Here is a 17,855-nt window from a genome sequence, read left to right on the forward strand (position 1 = left end):
TGAGGGGCTCTTCCCCTGAATCCTCCGGCAGTTCTCACGTTTCGCCCCGAAAAAGACTTTAACACCTCCTGCACACCAGCTACCTTCATGAAGAGATCCTTTGGTCCCCGAACACTGCTCTACCCGCATCCCGACCTGATCGTCGGGACGTACGGCCGGGACGGGCAGCCGAACGTAATGGCAGCGGCATGGGGGGGTATCTGCTCCTCGAAGCCGCCCTCTGTCGCGGTTTCACTGCAGAAAGCCCGCCACTCCTACGATGCCATCATGGAGAGGCAGGCATTCACCGTCAGCATCCCTTCTGCAGACTACGTCAGAGAAGCTGATTACTTCGGGATCGCATCCGGAAAGGATGCGGATAAATTTGCAGCGACGAATCTCACCCCCGTGAAGAGCGACCTTGTGGACGCTCCGTATGTCGGGGAGTTCCCGGTGGTGCTCGAATGCCGCCTCCTCACGACCGTGGAGATCGGCGTCCATACCCAGTTCATCGGGGAGATCCTCGACGTAAAAATCGATGAGAGTGTTCTTGACGAGGACGGTAAGCCGGATATTGCAAAGATCCGTCCCTTTGCGTACGACTCTGCACGCATGGAGTACTACGGTTTCGGAGAGGTGCTGGCGAAGGCCTTTTCCGCAGGCAGGGAGTTCCTGTAACTTCAGTCTCCGGGAGAACCGGCCAGCATCCGGTCAAGCACGAGACCCTGATCGGCATACCGCTCCTCGGCCCGGAGAAGATCTTCCCAGGTATCCGGTGACATCCCGGCAGGCCCGATCTGTCGGATGATCCCGTGGACGGCGGCGTATATCCGGTACATCCCCCGGATGGAGTCCGACATCCCCTGGTACTCCTCTGTGATCGTGTCGATATCGTCCGGGTGCTCGGCGATAGCGATCGTATGATCGATGAAGGCGGGGAGTTTGTCGGTCAGCACCGGCAGCAGGTCGGAGAATACCGAGAGAAGGAGGTTGACCGTCTCGTTCAGGCTCCCGGCGGATGCACCGTCCTGATCGAGCGCCGATGCCGGAATCCATCCTCCGGTGATCAGGAGAAGGACGGCGGTGCAGGCAAGGCACCAGAAGAGCCGTGGCGGTCGCATTGCTCTTCTCTCTTGTTCCCCGGCTACCTAAATGTTGCGGCGCCGGATAAAAAGCCCGGGCGCTTTACCGCCGTCCTTTCTTCGTCTCGATCCAGTGTTTCCGCCTGCCGCAACGCTCGCAGATCTGCTCCCACTCGACGACGTTCGACGCGTACTCGTTGTACCCGCGCTTCCTGCCCCATGTATGGATGCCTATCCTGCAGAGGAGTGATATTCCGGCCATAGTATCTGTCTCTTATACGACTGTCCCCGGCAAAATTCCTCCCGCCGTCGAAACTCCACGCAAATTATATAAAACCGGAGATCCGATGGTATCCTGTCAGCATTCCGGAGTGGTGTTTGCGGTGGCGTTTATTTACTACGGGCAGGGGGTCTCCTCCCTCTACGGGGATTTTGTTGAGCGGTTGATCTCACATCTGGCGCTTGAGGGCACCGAGCTTACAGAGCAGTCGATCGGTGCGTCGACCGCCCGGATGCGTGTGCGCCATACCGGTGAGAAGGGAGAGCTTGCAATAGAGGCCGAAGGAAAGAATGTCAAAGTGACGTATACCGTCGACCGCGAGAAGAAAGAGATCGGGCGTGGACTGATGGGCGCCATCGCCGGAGGAGGGATCGGCAGCATCCTCGGGGGGGTGCTCCGCGGCGAGCGTGATGCCGGAGATATCGTGGGCGACGTCGTCGGCGGTGCGGCGGCCGGCGGTGCCTACGAAGCCTATCGTGGCTATGAGGAGTCGCAGGATGACCGTACGGCCTTCGCCCAGCTCCTCGCCGGCTGCGTGCGGGAGGTCGAGGACGAACTGCAGGCGATCCTCGAGGGGCAGGAGGAGGCCAGAGAGGCGCTCCGCGAGCGCGGCCGCCAGAAGCGCGAGGACGAAGAGGCGAAGGAAGAAGAGATGCGCGAGCTCCTTGACGACCTCTACGGTGACCTGCTCGCTGTTCAGGAGGAGGTTGACCTCGCCGCATCCGAAGGGCTCGCCGCTGCAAAACCGAAAGCCCGTACGGACAGGGCCGAAAAACTCTACCTGGAGGCACAAAGCGCCCTTGAAGAGCGTAAGTATGCCATCGCGGTTGCGAAGGTGAAGGCGGCCCGGTCGATGGTGGAGAGCGCCCGGGAGAGCCTGGATGCTCTCGAGGCCGACTAATCTGCCTTTCGTGTTACGGGATAATCTCGCAGCTGTTGAACTTTTTGTGGTCGAAGTCGGAGAGGGTGATGTGCCCTGCACGGATCAGGCGCCGCACCTCCGGGAGCGCCCCGGTGAGGGCATCGTGCAGGTTCTGCACGGTTCCGCAGACAGCGTCTCTCCCTTCTTTCGGCCATGGCCGGGTGATATTCGAGTACAGGCAGCGGCCGCCGCAGAAGTCCCGGATTGAGCAGTCCGTGCATGCGCCGGTGACCGGGACTTTTCCGAGCGTGGCGGGGTCGGCGGTCGCGATATGTCCGAGGTAATGCTCCCGCATCCCGACCATGATCGGGCAGGGGGCGATGCTGCCGTCGGTCATGATGCTGTAGTTCCCGTGGCCGCATCCGCACCGGAGGGGGCTCGGTCGATCGAGAAGCAGATCCTGCATCGTATCAAGGAAAGGATACCACCGCATCACCCTCCCTTCGTCCCGCATGACCCCCACCCATCTTTTGACGAGTGACTGCACGCCGGGGTTGTAGTTCGTCTCCGCCCAGGTGGAGAAGTCCCGGAGGTGGTAATCATTCCAGAAGTTCGCATCTATCTGCCAGTGGATAGAGGAAAAGGAGAAGTATTCGTTATCTGCCAGGTACCGGACGGCCGTATCGATATCGGTCTCCTCCGTCACGGTCATCCGGGCTACCGCCTCCCCTGAAAAACCGTTCTCGACGAGGCGGCGAAGGTTCCCCGTAACCCGTGCAAAGACTCCCTCTCCCCGGTTTGCGTCTGTAATTGCAGGCGGTCCGTCGATGGAGGCGAGGATGGTTTCAAACCGGCCGGCCAACTCCGGTTCGACCCGGTCAAGGAGCAGACCGTTTGTGTGGAGCAGGAACGATGCCACAGGTGCATGCCGTACAATCTCCCTGATGAGATCGAGCCGGAGCAGGGGTTCGCCGCCGTAGAAGGTCACAGCAGCATCCTGGTCTTTCCGGAGGAAGTCGTACAGCTGTTCGAGATCGATCGCAAGGTCTACCGGGAGATCGTCGTCTACCGGAGTCCCTGTGGTCTCCGGCATCTCGATGGAGAATAATTTTCCCCGGCAGTAGGTACAGCAGAGGTTGCACTCGTCGGTGAGGATGAGATGATAGTACACGGAAGATCGTGCATACAGGTTTGTGAACCGATAAGAAAAAGGTAGAGTTCCGGAACCTCAAACCGTCTGCAGAATCCAGGAGACTGCAGACCTCTGGCAGTATTATCTGTCCGGGGAACGAGTACACGCACGGGAGACCGGTATGGAGCACAGAACGGAGTCAGCCATCGCGGTGCTTGCGGCACTTTTCGTCCTCTTCCCGGTGATGATCGGTCCTGTGATCTCGGTTGTCACGGCTATAGCGGGACTTGGAGCACTGGCACTCGTAACCGTGAAGAACCGTATGCGACCCGGAGAACCGCGTCCGCAAAAGCAAAGTACCCGAAGGGTTGAGGAGAGAGTATGACCGGTCCAGAGAAAGAAACCCTCACCGGGAAGATCCTCAACCCCGCCGACCTCGTGGCCTACCAGGGCGGCTCTATCGTGAGCAGGATGCTCGTCTACAAGAAATCAGGAACGATCACGCTCTTTGCCTTCGATGCCGGGGAGGGGCTTAGCGAGCATACCGCACCGTACGATGCAATCCTCACCGTCCTTGACGGCGAAGCGACGGTCACGATAGCCGGCGCCGAGCATCTGCTGAAGGCGGGCGAGCTGATCATCATGCCTGCAAACATCCCGCACGCCGTCAAGGCCACAGACCGGTTCAAGATGATGCTGACGATGATTCACGAGTGAGGAAGTTCTCCCCGCGAACTTTGCCCTCTCCTGTGACAGCCGGATTTGTGGCCATTGTGGTGCTCTTCTTCACGTTCTTCGCCGGCTACTACATCTATGCGGAGCTGCTCGTCTGACCCCGTGGATGGCGGCAGCCTCTTTCTCTCCAGCAGGCTCATATAATCGGGGTTCCTTATGATTGATTTAGAGCGGCCATGACGCCTGATCCCGATATCCGGACAGTCCAGAATGCGGTCGCATGGCACGCGACGGCAGGGGATGACGCCGTACGGAAACTCGACTCCTCGCTCGAGGGGCTTTCCGGTGACGAAGCAGCCGGGCGGATCAGAAAATACGGGAAAAACAGTCTCCCGGCACGCAAACCCCCCACGGCACTCCGGATATTTCTGGGGCAGTTCATAAACCCGTTGATAGCCATCCTGCTGGTTGCAGGCATCATCTCCATCCTCTTTGGGGATCTTGCCGATGCGTCGTTCATCTTCATCGTCGTCCTGGTCAATGCCTTCATCGGGACGTTTCAGGAGTGGAAGGCGGAGCAGAGTGCGGCAGCGCTGCAGGAGATGCTGAAGGTCTATGCCCGGACACGGAGAGCCGGGAGAGAAGAGACGATCCCGTCCGAAGACCTCGTTCCGGGCGATATCGTCATCCTCGAGTCGGGGAATCGCATCCCCGCCGATATCAGGCTGCTCCGGGCACAGAACCTGGCTGTCGACGAGTCTCTTCTGACGGGAGAGTCGCAGGCGATCGTGAAGTCGGCAGAGACCGTTCCGACCGAGCTCCCGGTGAGCGACCGGACGAATATGCTGTATGCCGGGAGCACCGTGATGAGCGGCCGCGGCACGGGTATCGTCGTTGCGACGGGGACGGCCACGGAGATTGGGCATATCGCAGAGACGGTCTCTACTTCGGAGATGGGCAAACCGCCGCTCGTCATTCGGATGGAAGAATTCTCGAAGAGGATCAGCATCGCCGTTCTCGCGGCGGCGGGGCTCCTTGCCGTCATCATCCTCGGCCAGGGGATGCCGCCGGTCGAGGTGTTTTTCCTCGCCGTGGCGCTTGCGGTCGCAGCTATTCCAGAGGGGCTGCCGGTCGCGATGACGGTCGCTCTCTCGATCGCGACATCCAAGATGGCGAAGCGAAATGTTATCGTCCGGTTTTTAGCCGCCGTTGAGAGTCTTGGTAGCTGCACCCTGATCGCGAGCGACAAGACGGGTACGCTCACCGTCAATCAGCAGACGGCGAGGGTGGTTACGCTCCCCACCGGTGAAGGGTTCACCGTCTCAGGGGCTGGGTATGCGGGCGAAGGCGAGGTTTCCGACGGTGAAGGCGCCACTCCCGAAGGCTCCGACTGGAAGCGCCTCCTCGCCCTCGCCCGCACCTCGGCCATCTCCAACGAAGGCAGCCTCGTGCATGAGGACGGAGTGTGGGCGCATAAGGGGGACGCCATCGACGTGGCGTTCCTCGCCCTCGGCTACAAGCTCGGGCTTGATCCGGCCGCCCTCCGGCGGAGTGCCGATATCGTCGCCGAGGTGCCGTTCGAGTCGGAGCGGCGGTTTGCGGCGGCCTGGCATCGCGAAGGCGATGCGGTCAGGGTATCGGTCAAGGGTGCGGTGGAGGCCGTTCTCCCCCTCTGCACGACGATGGCCGGATATGAAGGCTCCGTTCCGATCGATCCCGATCTGGTCGGGAAAGAACTCGAGGAGATGACCGAACAGGGATACCGTACCCTCGCCGTTGCCTCCGGCCGTGCAAGGGAGCCTTTCGGCGAGGAGAACATCTCGTCCCTGGAACTTCTCGGGCTCGTCGGATTCATCGATCCTATCCGTCCCGACGTGCCGGAGGCGATCGCACGCTGTCATGCCGCAGGGGTGGATGTGGTTATGGTCACGGGCGACCACCCGGCGACCGCGTACGCCATTGCCCATGAGCTCGGAATTGCGGAGAGCCGTACCGATGTGGTTACGGGTGCGGATCTTGAGGAGGTGCAGCCTCCGACCCTGCCACAGTACATCGACCGCGTCACCCATGCCAGGGTATTCGCCCGGGTGACGCCGCTCGAGAAACTCCGTATCGTCGAAGCATTCCGGTCTTCCGGAGCGTACGTCGCCGTAACGGGCGACGGGGTGAACGACGCTCCGGCGCTCAGGACTGCTAATCTCGGCGTCGCCATGGGCTCCGGGACCGATGTCGCCAAGGATACGGCATCGCTGATCGTCACCGACGACGACTTTTCCTCGATCGTGTCCGGGATAGAAGAGGGGCGCTACGCGTACGACAACGTCAGGAAAGTCACCTATCTCCTCGTCTCGGCCGGGTTTGCCGAAGTGGTGCTCTTCCTCCTCGCCCTCCTCGTTGGGCTGCCGCTCCCCCTCCTTGCGGTTCAGCTCCTCTGGCTGAACCTCGTAACGAACGGTATTCAGGGGGTTGCACTGGCGTTCGAGGCCGGGGAACCGGGTGCGATGTCACGCCCGCCGCGCCGGCCTGAAGAGGGGATCTTCAACGAGCTGATGATCAAAGAGACGATCCTCTCCGGGATGGTCATCGGCGTCGTCGCCCTCGGCACCTGGTTCTGGCTGCTCGAGAACGGGTGGGAGGTGGATGCGGCACGAAATCTTGTCGTCCTGCTCATGGTGCTCCTCGAGAACTTCCATGTCTTCAACTGTCGGTCGGAGACCCGCTCGACCTTCAGGACCCCTCTCAGCAACAACTACTTCCTGATCATCGGGGTGATCGCCGCCCAGGGAGTGCATATCATTTCGCTGTACGTCCCCTTCCTCCAGGAGGTGCTCGGATTTGCGCCGGTCAGCCTTGTTGAATGGGGGACGCTCCTCCTACTTGCCTCGATTGTCGTGGTCGTGATGGAGATCTTCAAATTCACGAGAAGGCACCGCACGTCCCCGCCCTCCGCGGAAGCTGCGGCAGCGTAGGATCAGTACCAGTACCGCGGGTAGGCCTCCCGGTATGGGAGGCCTACCTCACCGAGCGGCTCGGTGAGATCGGGAAGGCTGCTCATGACGATCCGCTTCTGCGAGACCGTGTAGAGGACACTATCCATGTAAAGCGACCGTTGCACGGCGTCGGGGGTGTTCCAGGCGTACGGTATATCGCTTCCGTTCTGCGTGACGGTGCCCCGGAGGGTGAACCCCGTGGACGGGTTCACGCCGTAGACGTAGACCCCCTGCCAGGTCTTCAGGCTGTAAGAGTCGTATCTCCCGCCGGTGTTGTTCACCCGGCGCACCTCGCTGATCGGGATGACGAGGAGGTTCTTTGACTTCGCGAAGAGGAAGGCCTTGTGGTCGTGGAGCGCCTCGGAGTCGGTGCCTGCCTCGCCTATCTCAACCGAGTCGACAAGTTCCGGGTTGTTGACGTCCGAAACGTTGAAGAGAGCGAGCTTCACGCCGCCGACCGAGATGCCGCCCCAGTCGTTCTCACCGGTCTCTTTGCCGATGCCGATGATATGGTCTTCGTCGTACGGGTGGAGGTAATCCGAGTAGCCAGGGATCTTCAGTTCGCCGAGAATGCCCGGATTCTCCGGCTCTTCAAGGTCGATGACGAAGAGGGGGTCGACCCGCTTGAATGTCACCATGTAGAGCCGGTCATCGACGAAGCGCGTCGCATAGATCCGTTCCCCGGGAGCGATATTCCCGAGTTCGCCGACGGTCTCCATGCCTTCGTCGAGAACGGAGACGGTGCTGTACTGGTAGGAGCCCCGGTCGGTCCACCCCTCGACCGTGGTCGCCACCCGGAGGTATCCGTCGTACTCGTCCATCGAGAACTGGTTTAAGAGATGGCCGGGCACCTCGCCCATGCCCTCGTACTCGATCGCCCCGTCTCCGACGGCGAACCGGTAGACGACCGTTCCTTCGGGCTCGTCGTCCGGCGGCAGAATGTCGTCTACGGGGACGCTTCTATAGGCTGGTTCTGTCGGCTTTGGGTAGCTCAGGTAGATGTTCTTCTGCGAGGCGTAGAGCGTGCTGCCGTACCCGAGGAGGAATGTCTCGGCATCCGGCGTATCGCCGCTGTCCATCGCGAAGGAACTGATGGTGTGGTAGGTGTAGGTATTCCATGGGATATCCGGGTAGTAGACGTCAGGGAGGAAGGTGCTGCCGTTCTCCGTCGTGACCTCCGGGAGGAGCGGTTCGCCGCCGTACCAGGGCACGTACTCGCTCGTGATCAGGTAGACGGTGCTGCCGATCATTCGCGCACCGGAGTACGAGCCGGTGAATGCGACCTCGCGGAGCTCTTCGGGCTCTGTCCTGTCCCGGACGGAGTAGACGTGCGCATGGGTCACCTCCCGCGTGACCGGGACGGGGGCGACGCTCCGTTCCGGCGTGACCATGATCTCGTCCCGCTGCGACGCGATGATCACCAGGCGGTCGCCGTCGAGGAAGAGCTCCTGTGGCCGGCCGTCGATGCGGGTCTCGGATACTACCCCTGCATCCTTCGCAGGATAGGCGTCCACGATCACGAGCGTATCACCGGTAATTACGTATATGTACTTCCCGTCGTTCTTGATGAAGTCCGGCTCGTCCACCCCTGCCACCTGGATATTGGTCGTGGAGTAGTCGCCTGCCCCGGTGCCCGGTGCGGCCGCGGGCGCTCCTGTCGAGGCCGGTACCGGCGCCCCGGTCGTCGTTTCATCGCGGGCAGCCCCGTCCGGCACCCCGGTGTACTGGCCTCCGCCGGGGCGACTACCCGTCGCATGTTCTTTGAGGTAGTCACGGAGTTCCTCGGGCGATGAAAATTTCTTCAGCTCGCCGAGCGTTTCCTGACCCGATGCCTCCGTAACCAGTGCGCTTCCGATGATCGCCGCGACCACCAGAATCCCGATGGCAATAACCAGCCTTTCCCGTTGTCCCGCCATGTGCTCCACCTCAATCCGGTGAGAGGGAGATTGGCATACGGGATTATCTCATTTGCGTAAGCTCCGATTTTTTTCGTAGTATTCGCTGCCTGCCGCCGCAGAAAAGGAGTTTTTCTCTCCTTCCCGGTGAACCCGTTATCCGTTCAGGCGGCAAAAAGCCAGGCGATGTAGGTGACGTACCCGGCGAGGAGCACCAGCGACCAGGCACGGATCGTGCGTCGCGACCCGAGGATCAGCGGGAGGATACCTGCCGAAAAGAGGATGACGATGAGGACGTCCGTGAACGACCCGACGGCTATCGGGGTTACGAGCGCGCTCAGGCCGAGGACGAGGAGAAGGTTGAAGATATTGCTCCCGAGGATATTCCCGACCGAGATCGCTCCCTGGTTCCGCACGGCGGCGATGAGCGAGGTGGCGAGTTCGGGGAGCGACGTGCCGAAAGCAACCATACTCATGCCGACCACGAACGCGGGGATGCCGAACGCAGCGGCGATATCGAGCGCCCCCATCAGCACGAGCTGCGACCCGATGACGACGGCGGCGAGCCCGAGAGCGATGAAGAGGATATCTCTCTTCCCGTGTGTCTCGATCGCTTCGCCTTCTTCCTCTTTTCGCTCCCTCCAGAGGATGACGAGAGTGCCTGCAAAGACGGCGAGGAGCACGAGGGCGCTGAGTGCATCCAGAACACCCCGGAGCGCGAGAACGGCGAAGACAACGGTCGCGATGAGCATAAGCCCGGTATGCCTGATGAGGCCTGCACGCGACTGCGGGGTCGCCAGCATCATCTCGGGTTTGATGAGCGTGCAGAGCGCGAGCACCAGCGCGATATTCGCGACGTTGCTCCCGAGAACGTTGCCGAGGGCGATTGCGCCGTTCCCGGTGGCTGCGGCGTTGAAACTCACCACGAGCTCAGGCAGTGAGGTGCCGAAGGCGATGATGGTAAACCCGATCAACGCCGGCGATACACGGTGGCGAATGGCAAGGCCGCCGCCCCCGGCGACGAAGGCGTCGGCTCCCTTGACCAGGAGTGCAAGGCCGATACAGAAGATGATGACGGTTACTATCATAGCATTATCCGGAATGTCGGAGGAGCGTGGGGGCGGGTGCGACTAATATGTTGTGAAATTCTCCGCATGCACGCCGGTGCCCGGGTTTGGGTCGGTTCTTTGGGCAGCGCCGTGCCCGCTCTCCAAAAGGCCGGGTCACCGGGTGCCCGATCGGGAGATACCTTTTTATGAGGCGGCTGCCTCATCCCGGTCATCATGGTGTATCGCAGGAACCTTCAGGTTATCCCGGGAGCGGGGCGGTCATTTATGGACCAGACGAGGTACGAGTATCTCTCTCCCTCAGATCAGACCCGGGGGCATCCGCCGCCGCCGCTCGAAAAACCCTACGGCCGGGAACGGGAAACGATCGCTCTCCCGCCGGTCGAATCTCTCCCCGCTCCGGCTATCACCCTCCGCGATGCCGTAGCCCGGCGGGAGAGCGTCAGGTCGTACGCGGAGCAGCCGATGACCCTTGAAGAACTTGCCTTTCTCCTCTGGGCAACGCAGGGGGTTCGCCGGGTCGTCCGGGGCTACTATACCCTCCGGATGGTTCCCTCCGCTGGTGCACGGCATGCCTTTGAGACCTACCTGTTGATCAACCGCGTGGAGGGCGTCAGGAGCGGTCTTTACCGGTATCTTGCCCTCGAACACCGGCTCGTCGAGGAGACGGCCGAAGCCGGGGTCGCCGAGCGGGTCGCGGAGGCCTGTTTCAATCAGCCGCAGATCACGGCGAGCGCCGTCACGTTCATCTGGACGGCAGTCCCGTACCGGATGATCTGGCGTTACGGTGAGCGGGGCTACCGCTACCTGCATCTCGATGCCGGGCATGTCTGCCAGAACCTCTACCTTGCCGGGGAGGCCGTCGGCTGTGGCACCTGTGCTATCGCGGCGTTCCGCGACGAGATGCTCAATGAGATTCTCGGTATCGACGGTGAAGAGCAGTTCGCCATCTACTGTGCCACCGTGGGAAAGCATACGGCGGGAGCGCCGGAGTGATTCCGGGAGGGTTTAATCCTCCGCCGCCGGAATCCTGATCTGAGGCTTTCTCATGGGAATATACACCATCCTGCACAGCGCCGTGAGTATCGACGGGCGGCTCGACTGGTTTTCGGCTGATATCGGACTGTACTACGAATGCGCAGCGCACTGGCAGGTCGATGCCGTCCTCGCCGGGAGCGAGACGATGCTCGCGGCAGAAGTTCTCTTCCCCGAGTCGCCGGTGGAAGAGGGGGGTGATGTTCCGCCAGCCGATCTGCCCCTGCTCGTCGTTCCGGACAGCAAGGGGAGGATCGCTGCATGGGACCGGTGGCGGCGGGCTCCCTACTGGCGGGATATCGTCGTCCTTTGTTCTGATGCCACGCCGCGTGCATACCTGGAGTGCCTCGAGCGGGCGGGGATCGACTGCATCGTTGCCGGAGCCGATCGCGTCGACCTCCGGGCGGCGCTCGGGGAGCTTGAGAGGAGGTACGGTGTGACCACTCTCCGCGTCGATAGTGGGGGTACTCTGAGCGGCGTTCTTCTCCGTGAGGGGCTCGTCGACGAGGTCAGCCTGCTCGTGCATCCGGCACTCGTTGGGGGCATATCACCACGCTCCTTCTTCCGCGCACCCGATCCGGTCTCGCCTGATGCGGTTATCCCCTGCAGATTGGCGCATGTCGGGCAGTTGCGTGGCGATATCGTCTGGCTGCGCTACACCGTAGGGTGATCCCGCCGTCCGGGAGAAGAAACTATCAGGTCTCCGGAGCGACGGTTAGAGAGGACACTCTCCTTCTGGGAGTGGGTCGCACCGGAGGTGAAGCGCTATCGGACACGGATCGATCGATGCAAGGATAGACGAGCTCGAAGAAGAGCTCCGGGGTGTCATCGGCTACCCGGACGACGAGTTTACCGGTGTTATACGGGACGTGGGGTTTGCCTGCGACTGCTGCGGGAGGTGCTGCACGCGGGAGTATAACGATCACGTGTTCCTCCTCGATGCCGACGCAGAAAGGATCAGGGCGATCGATCCCGGCGCCCTCGTGCCTGCTCCCTACTTTGAGTTCTGCGACCAGAACGGCCGATTCTATGTCTCCGGGTTCGCTCTCCGGACAGATGCCGATGGTTCGTGCGTCTTCCTCTCCGGCGGCCGCTGCAGGATATACGGTGACCGCCCCGCCATCTGCAGCGTCTACCCGTATATGCTCCATCGCGAGGAAGGCGAAGATGGTATCGTCGACTGGCGGCAGATCAGCGGACTTGACGAACATGGATGCTACCATACGGCGATCGACGACGCTGAGTGCGCCCGGATACTCCGGGAGACGAAGGAGTACGAGATTGCGTTCCTCACCCAGGAGATCCGCTTCCTCGAAGCGGTACGGAAACTCTTTGCGGAGAGGGGTCTCCGGCACGTCAGAAGAACTTACGATATGCAGATGCAGCGCCTCCGGAAGGGCGGGGAGGCGGAGGTCTCTGTCTTCTCCGGTGGTTCCTTCGAGACGGTACGGATAACCGCCGCCGACTGCAGGTTCTAACCCGGGTGTGGAATATACAGGGCTATTTATCCAAAAAACTCTTTTAAAACTGGTTAATTTTACTTTAAACCTCTGAGAAGAACCTGAAACGGATATACTTAAGTCTCATCTGGCAAAATGGTAAATAATGTCTCAGAATGATCTGGATTCCCCTTCGATGGCCCCGGCATGGTTGTCGTTTCTGATCCGGGGCATTATTGCCGTTCTCTTCGGGCTTGTCGCCTTTATCTGGTCGGGCTTTGTGCTCGAGGTACTCGTGTACTTCTTCGGGTTCTTCGTGATCATCAACGCCGTCGTCACGCTCGTTATGGGCGCATCGTCGGAGCACCCGCCGACTCCGCGGTGGCTTCTGCTGCTGGTCGGTATTCTCGGGCTCGGCTTAGGCATTCTCGCGCTGCTCTCGCCGATGGTGGTGGTGGTGGCGTTCCTGTACCTGATCGCCGCGTGGGCGCTCGTCGCGGCCCTTGGAGATTTCATCCTGGCGGTATCTGTCGCCGGTGACTGGGCGAGCAGGATCCTCCTCGTGATCTCGGGTATTCTCGGTATTATCTTCGCCCTGATCATCATCTTCGTCCCGCTGCTCGCAGAGCTCGTGCTCGTGCAGGTGCTCGGCATCTACGCAATCGCCTTCGGCGTCATCGGGATCATTCACGGCCTCTCGCTGCGCGGGCAGGCGGATGCCGCTGCCGGTCGGCCCGCGGCGTGAGTCTGTACGGCTCGTTTCCTTCCTGATCGGTAATACCCACACCCTTTTTTACCCGGCCATCCTGTTCCGGATGACCTGACTATGGAGCTCGAGATCCTTCTTCTCCTGCTGGTGATCGGTGCGGTCATCCTCCTCTTCGTCACCGAACGCATCAGGGTGGACGTGATCGCCGTCCTGGCTGCGCTCAGTCTCACCTGGCTCGGGCTGATCACCCCCGAGCAGGCGCTCTCGGGTTTTTCAAGCACCGCCGTCATCGCCATGCTCTCGGTAATGGTGCTCGGTCACGGGCTCGACCGGACGGGGGTGACCACCCGTATCGGCAGATCGATCCTCGGTACCGCCGGCACCGGAGAAAAACGCCTCATCGCCACCGCCTCACTGGTCACCGGGGGGCTCTCTGCGTTCATGCAAAATGTCGGCGCCACGGCCCTCTTTCTCCCCTCGATGCTGCGGCTCTCACGCCTGACCGGCATCCCGTCATTCCGCCTCCTCATGCCGGTCGGATTCGCCGCGATCCTCGGCGGAACTATCACCATGGTGGGAGCGGGGACCCTGATCGTCGTGAACGATCTCCTCATGCAGGCAGACCTGGCTCCGTTCGGTCTCTTCGCCGTCACCCCTATCGGTATACCGCTCCTCCTTGCCGGTGTTGCTTATTTCGCCCTCTTCGGCTCGCGTCTCCTCCCGGAGAACGGAAGGCAGGTAACGGTAACCCCGCAGGAAGAGCTGATCCGTACCTGGAACCCTCCCTGCTGCATCTCGTATCTCCGCGTTCCGGTATCAAGCCCCCTCGTCGGGAGGACGCGGGAGGAGGTGCACCTGATATCGGATTACAACCTGCACCTCATCTCCCTCGCAGAAGGCGGAGACATCCTCTACACCCCGTGGCGCTACACGCGGTTCGTCGCCGGACAGGAACTCGGACTCCTCGGGAACACCGATGATGTCGAGCGATTCTTAAGTGATTACGATCTCCGCCGGGTCAGAGCGGGAAGGAGCGCGGCAAATGTCATGGGCGACCCGAACGTCGGTTTCGCCGAGGTGATCGTCCGCCCGTACTCCTCCCTCTCCGGAAAGACGCTGCGTGATCTCGAGTTCCGGATGAAGTACGGGCTTGAAGTCCTGATCCTCCTCTCCGGTGCCCGTGAGCAGCGGAGGGATCTTGCCGATCAACCTCTGCAGGCAGGGGATTCCCTGGTGGTGCTGGGACGGTGGGAGCGGATTTTAGCGCTCGGGACGAACAAAAACTTCGTCCTGGTCACGCCTGTTGAGGGTGCGTCCCTTCGCGAGCCAAAAGCAGTCCTCGCAGTCGCATGCTTTGCAGGAGCCGTTGCTCTCACGTTTACCGGCATCCCGATCGCAACGAGCCTGCTCTCCGGGGCTCTTTTCATGGTGCTGCTCCGCGTCGTCTCCATCGAGGAGGCGTACCGTGCGATCGACTGGCGGACGCTCGTCCTGATAGCAGGCCTCATCCCGCTCGGTATCGCAATGGACCAGACCGGCACGGCAGCGTTCGTGGCTGATCAGCTCCTCGCGGTCACTGCCGGGCAGCACCCGCTCGTCATTCTCCTCGCCGTGGCGGTACTCGCGACCTTCCTATCGCTGATCATGTCGAACATTGCCGCCACCGTCCTGCTCGTGCCGCTCGTTCTGGCCGTTGCCGTCGTGCCGGGGCTCGATCCACGGGGTCTTGCCCTCCTGGTCGGGCTCTGCACCTCGAACTCCTTCCTTCTCCCTACCCACCAGGTCAACGCACTCCTCATGGGTCCTGGCGGCTACCGGAACCGGGATTACCTGCGGGCGGGCGGGGCGCTGACGGTGCTCTTCATCATCATTGCCGTCGGCCTCGTCTACCTGTTCTCCTTCTAAACGGTCGTGACATTGTCGACTCTGATCCAGGGGTCTTCGACCATGAAGCTGATCATGGTATAGGTGTCGTCGCTGTTCGGTGAGTTCAGCGCTGCGATCAACGCAGCTGCGGCCTCCGGCGCCTGGAGGCGGGCAAGGTCGACCGGAGTGCTCCCCGGTACACGGATAGTGGTGCCCGAGACGACGGAGACGTCCTGCACGCCGTCGATCATCGGATGCTGGACGACGGCGAAGTAGCGGCCGGGAGCGAAACCTTCCGTCACCGCCCGTTCGAGGACGTAGCGGTACGTGCCGTCCGCTTCCACGCCGACGCGGTTTGAGAGTGACCGATAGTTTGTTCCAAAGACCCAGACGTAGACGGCATCGGGCTGCCCGGCGGCGATGCCCGATATCGTCATCTGATCGCCGCGTGCGAGGATGGGTGTGTTCTCGATCGTCGTCCGTTCGATCCCGGCGGTCTGTGCCTGGGCCGCGCCGGCACCGGCGATCAGGAGCAGTCCGATACACCCGAACAGTCCTGCCTGGAGGGCTCTCTTTCCGAGTGGCATGACGGTCGTGGTACCGTTCTGCCTTTATAGAGGTTGCCGCCGGCGATCAGACGGGGTTCTTTCCTGCTGCGAGCATGCTGTCCACGACCGAACCGTTCTCTATGATGACCTGTACAGTCGCCCGGTCCGTTACGGCCGGATCTTTCATCGACTGCATCGTGAACCGGTAGGTGTAGGCGGCACAGTCGGGGCACGGGCCCTGCGCCGCCCAGATGAGGGTGAGATTCTCCCCGGCGTAGTCGCGGTACTCCGTAAGATTGGTCACGTATGACGCCGCTATATTCCGGCTCTCCGCGTCCGGCGCGGGGCTGATCCCGGTCATACCTGCAAGTGTCCTGACCCAGGAGGTGTTCAGCCCGTTTCCCTCCCTGATACCCCGGCAGACGTACCCAGACGTATTCGTGTCACGGAGCAGGATGGTGCCGGAGAGGTCGCCGCCCATCGGTTCGTGGAGCACGAAGAGCGCCTCCGTCAGGTTCGGGGGCGCTTCGGTTTCGTTCCAGGGCCGCTCTGTCCGGAGCTCGACGACCGTCCCGCGCTCACGAAGTCCGGTGATACGGTCATCCGTCACCCGGCAGTCGATCGTTCCGTTGATCTGCCGGAGGATCCGGTAGAGCTTGTCCGTGCCGTTCCATCCGGGAGATGACTCGTTTCCACCGAGATACCTCCCGATACCGTTCTGCCGGAGGATGATGGTCTCGTTCGTCCCGGCCACGACGCTGATCCGCGAGAGTTCGATCGGCCGTCCCCACTGCTGGAACGTCACGATATCGATCTCTATCTCTCCGGTAAATCTGACCGGGAGCCCGTCTGCCGCGAGTTCGTCCGGGAGATTGAGCGGGAGGTATCGCTCACCGTTTTCGGTGATGAGGCCGTAGAAGCCTCTTTCGAGATCGATGTACGTGACGGTTCCGGTTGCAGAAACCGTTCCGTCTCCGACCGTTCCGAAGGGGGATGCGATACACCCGGCGGTGAGGAGCACGGCGAAAACGGTGCAGAGTAGATGCGATATGCCGGTCATACTGCCATTCGGGTATATTTCTCCCCTCTGTTAAGTCCTTTCCATGCCGTTTTGAGATCTGCAGAACCTACCGGTGAGGTGCTCGCCAGCACCGATATTTTCACCCGTGAGCCTGCGCCGGGGCAATGGTGTCCCGGGAAAACCCCTGCAGCCCTGCCTTCTCCCATACCCATTCTCTCCGACTCTTGCGGGCATCCGTTATACTGATACCAACGTCTCTTCCCGCTCCCGCGTTTGAACGCCGGATGTTCCCGGCCGGAAAGCTCTTTTTCGGGGTTATCCGGAGAAGCTCTCTTTCATCCCGACCGAAAGGTATATATAATGCAGCCATCTTTTTGGTGTAGCAGCTCGAAGAGCTATATGAACAGCAGCTTCGTATCACCGCCGCACCGAGGAGACCTGCATGACTTCCGGACTGACCGCATTCATCGATATGGAGTTTGGCCATGTCTACGGTACCTGCCGCGACCTGCTTATGCCGGTGGAGCTTGGCATGGTGCTCTACGATCCCGCCTCCAATACCCCCCGTTTTGCCGGCAGAAAATTTTCCTACGATATCGACGTCGAACTCTGGCGGAACGTCACCGATGAGCGGGGAGCGACGCTCGGTGTCACGGCAACTGTCGCGAACCTTGCCCGGAACGAGTACCAGAAACCGTTCCTCCGGAGCCACCGGCTATCCGCCCGCCGCATCCGGGACGCCGAGGTGGTCTGCAATGAGGCTTTCGCCGATCTTCGATCTGCTATGGAAGATCTCTGCACCGGGCACGATATCGAAACCCTGGCTTTTTTTGCGGAAGGAATGGAGGTGAAGGCTTTCTCCCGCGCCGGGTTCCCGCTCGATGCATTCGGGCGGGTCGACCTGCAGAAGGCGGTCATGCGACAACTGCGGATGAAAGACCAGCTCTCGCTCGACAAAGTCGCAAAGATCATCGACTTTTCTGCTGCGTATACGGAGATTGCATCGACGCACTTCTCATACAAGGTTCCCCGAAGACTTCGCCACTTCATCAAACCCCACCGGGCTCTCGGTGATGCCGCCCGGATCTTTCTCCTCTCCCGTGAACTTGCCGAGGCGGGGGGGGTGTTTGAGTCACGGGCACATGCGCTCCTCGAGCAGTACAATCTCCTGCGGGCGGGGCGGGATATGACTGCAGCTCCCGGTGCAGCCACCTGATGCAGCAGCGCCGGGACAGGGTAAAGGTTTATACGGCGCTGCACCGATGGTGGCGCCAT

At 61.2% G+C, this 17,855-nt stretch carries 17 protein-coding genes; 10 read left to right on the plus strand and 7 right to left on the minus strand.

Annotated features, from left to right (window positions below):
* The first annotated feature begins 87 nt into the window (after positions 1-87).
* Complete coding sequence (locus ABH15_RS02355) at positions 88-657, plus strand: flavin reductase family protein (RefSeq protein WP_128692752.1); 570 nt, start codon at positions 88-90, stop codon at positions 655-657.
* 2 nt (positions 658-659) lie between these two features.
* On the opposite strand, the gene ABH15_RS02360 is transcribed toward ABH15_RS02355, so the two are convergent.
* Both ABH15_RS02360 and ABH15_RS13575 read right to left on the minus strand, forming a co-directional pair.
* A complete protein-coding gene (locus ABH15_RS02360) occupies positions 660-1,100 on the minus strand; it encodes a hypothetical protein (RefSeq protein ID WP_128692753.1) in 441 nt (146 codons plus the stop codon).
* Positions 1,101-1,164: 64 nt separating this feature from the next.
* Positions 1,165-1,323, minus strand: a complete 159-nt coding sequence (locus ABH15_RS13575) for a hypothetical protein (RefSeq protein ID WP_164913611.1) — start codon at positions 1,321-1,323, stop codon at positions 1,165-1,167.
* Positions 1,324-1,408: 85 nt separating this feature from the next.
* On the opposite strand from ABH15_RS13575, the gene ABH15_RS02365 reads away from it, so the two are divergent.
* Positions 1,409-2,242 (plus strand): hypothetical protein, encoded by an 834-nt coding sequence (locus ABH15_RS02365; RefSeq protein ID WP_241647980.1) that lies wholly within the window; start codon positions 1,409-1,411, stop codon positions 2,240-2,242.
* A gap of 13 nt (positions 2,243-2,255) precedes the next feature.
* Here ABH15_RS02365 and ABH15_RS02370 read toward each other — a convergent pair whose 3' ends face one another.
* Entirely contained in the window at positions 2,256-3,374 is a 1,119-nt protein-coding gene (locus tag ABH15_RS02370; RefSeq protein WP_128692754.1) for a TIGR04084 family radical SAM/SPASM domain-containing protein, read from the minus strand.
* A 342-nt stretch (positions 3,375-3,716) separates the two neighbouring features.
* Here ABH15_RS02370 and ABH15_RS02375 point away from each other — a divergent pair, with 342 nt between their 5' ends.
* Both ABH15_RS02375 and ABH15_RS02380 read left to right on the plus strand, forming a co-directional pair.
* Positions 3,717-4,052 (plus strand): cupin domain-containing protein, encoded by a 336-nt coding sequence (locus ABH15_RS02375; RefSeq protein WP_128692755.1) that lies wholly within the window; start codon positions 3,717-3,719, stop codon positions 4,050-4,052.
* A gap of 194 nt (positions 4,053-4,246) precedes the next feature.
* A complete protein-coding gene (locus tag ABH15_RS02380) occupies positions 4,247-6,979 on the plus strand; it encodes a cation-translocating P-type ATPase (protein ID WP_128692756.1) in 2,733 nt (910 codons plus the stop codon).
* Positions 6,980-6,981: 2 nt separating this feature from the next.
* Here the strand turns inward: ABH15_RS02380 and ABH15_RS02385 are convergent, their stop codons facing one another.
* Together ABH15_RS02385 and ABH15_RS02390 are read right to left on the minus strand one after the other, a co-directional pair.
* Positions 6,982-8,916 (minus strand): beta-propeller domain-containing protein, encoded by a 1,935-nt coding sequence (locus tag ABH15_RS02385; RefSeq protein ID WP_128692757.1) that lies wholly within the window; start codon positions 8,914-8,916, stop codon positions 6,982-6,984.
* Positions 8,917-9,059: 143 nt separating this feature from the next.
* Positions 9,060-9,983, minus strand: a complete 924-nt coding sequence (locus ABH15_RS02390) for a calcium/sodium antiporter (protein WP_128692758.1) — start codon at positions 9,981-9,983, stop codon at positions 9,060-9,062.
* Positions 9,984-10,178: 195 nt separating this feature from the next.
* On the opposite strand from ABH15_RS02390, the gene ABH15_RS02395 reads away from it, so the two are divergent.
* From ABH15_RS02395 to ABH15_RS02415, 5 genes are all read left to right on the plus strand, one after another.
* Positions 10,179-10,958 (plus strand): SagB/ThcOx family dehydrogenase, encoded by a 780-nt coding sequence (locus tag ABH15_RS02395; RefSeq protein WP_128692759.1) that lies wholly within the window; start codon positions 10,179-10,181, stop codon positions 10,956-10,958.
* Between the two features lie 52 nt (positions 10,959-11,010).
* Positions 11,011-11,667 carry a dihydrofolate reductase family protein gene (locus ABH15_RS02400; RefSeq protein ID WP_128692760.1) on the plus strand — a complete coding sequence of 219 codons (657 nt, stop codon included), beginning with the start codon at positions 11,011-11,013 and terminating at the stop codon, positions 11,665-11,667.
* Positions 11,668-11,866: 199 nt separating this feature from the next.
* Complete coding sequence (locus ABH15_RS02405; RefSeq protein ID WP_241647981.1) at positions 11,867-12,475, plus strand: YkgJ family cysteine cluster protein; 609 nt, start codon at positions 11,867-11,869, stop codon at positions 12,473-12,475.
* Between the two features lie 127 nt (positions 12,476-12,602).
* Positions 12,603-13,181: an HdeD family acid-resistance protein gene (locus tag ABH15_RS02410; RefSeq protein WP_128692762.1), complete on the plus strand. Its 579-nt coding sequence runs from the start codon at positions 12,603-12,605 to the stop codon at positions 13,179-13,181.
* A gap of 81 nt (positions 13,182-13,262) precedes the next feature.
* On the plus strand, positions 13,263-15,050 hold the full coding sequence (locus ABH15_RS02415; RefSeq protein WP_128692763.1) for an SLC13 family permease: 1,788 nt from the start codon (positions 13,263-13,265) through the stop codon (positions 15,048-15,050).
* On the opposite strand, the gene ABH15_RS02420 is transcribed toward ABH15_RS02415, so the two are convergent.
* The gene (locus ABH15_RS02420; RefSeq protein ID WP_128692764.1) at positions 15,047-15,598 is read right to left on the minus strand and encodes a hypothetical protein; all 552 of its coding nucleotides are present in this window, start codon (positions 15,596-15,598) and stop codon (positions 15,047-15,049) included. The genes ABH15_RS02415 and ABH15_RS02420 overlap by 4 nt on opposite strands.
* Before the next feature lie 46 nt (positions 15,599-15,644).
* Positions 15,645-16,619, minus strand: a complete 975-nt coding sequence (locus ABH15_RS02425; RefSeq protein WP_128692765.1) for a hypothetical protein — start codon at positions 16,617-16,619, stop codon at positions 15,645-15,647.
* Positions 16,620-17,022: 403 nt separating this feature from the next.
* Between ABH15_RS02425 and ABH15_RS02430 the strand changes: the two genes are divergently transcribed.
* On the plus strand, positions 17,023-17,796 hold the full coding sequence (locus ABH15_RS02430) for a hypothetical protein (RefSeq protein ID WP_128692766.1): 774 nt from the start codon (positions 17,023-17,025) through the stop codon (positions 17,794-17,796).
* Positions 17,797-17,855 lie beyond the last annotated feature (59 nt).

The organism is Methanoculleus taiwanensis (assembly GCF_004102725.1).
Taxonomy (GTDB): domain Archaea; phylum Halobacteriota; class Methanomicrobia; order Methanomicrobiales; family Methanoculleaceae; genus Methanoculleus_A; species Methanoculleus_A taiwanensis.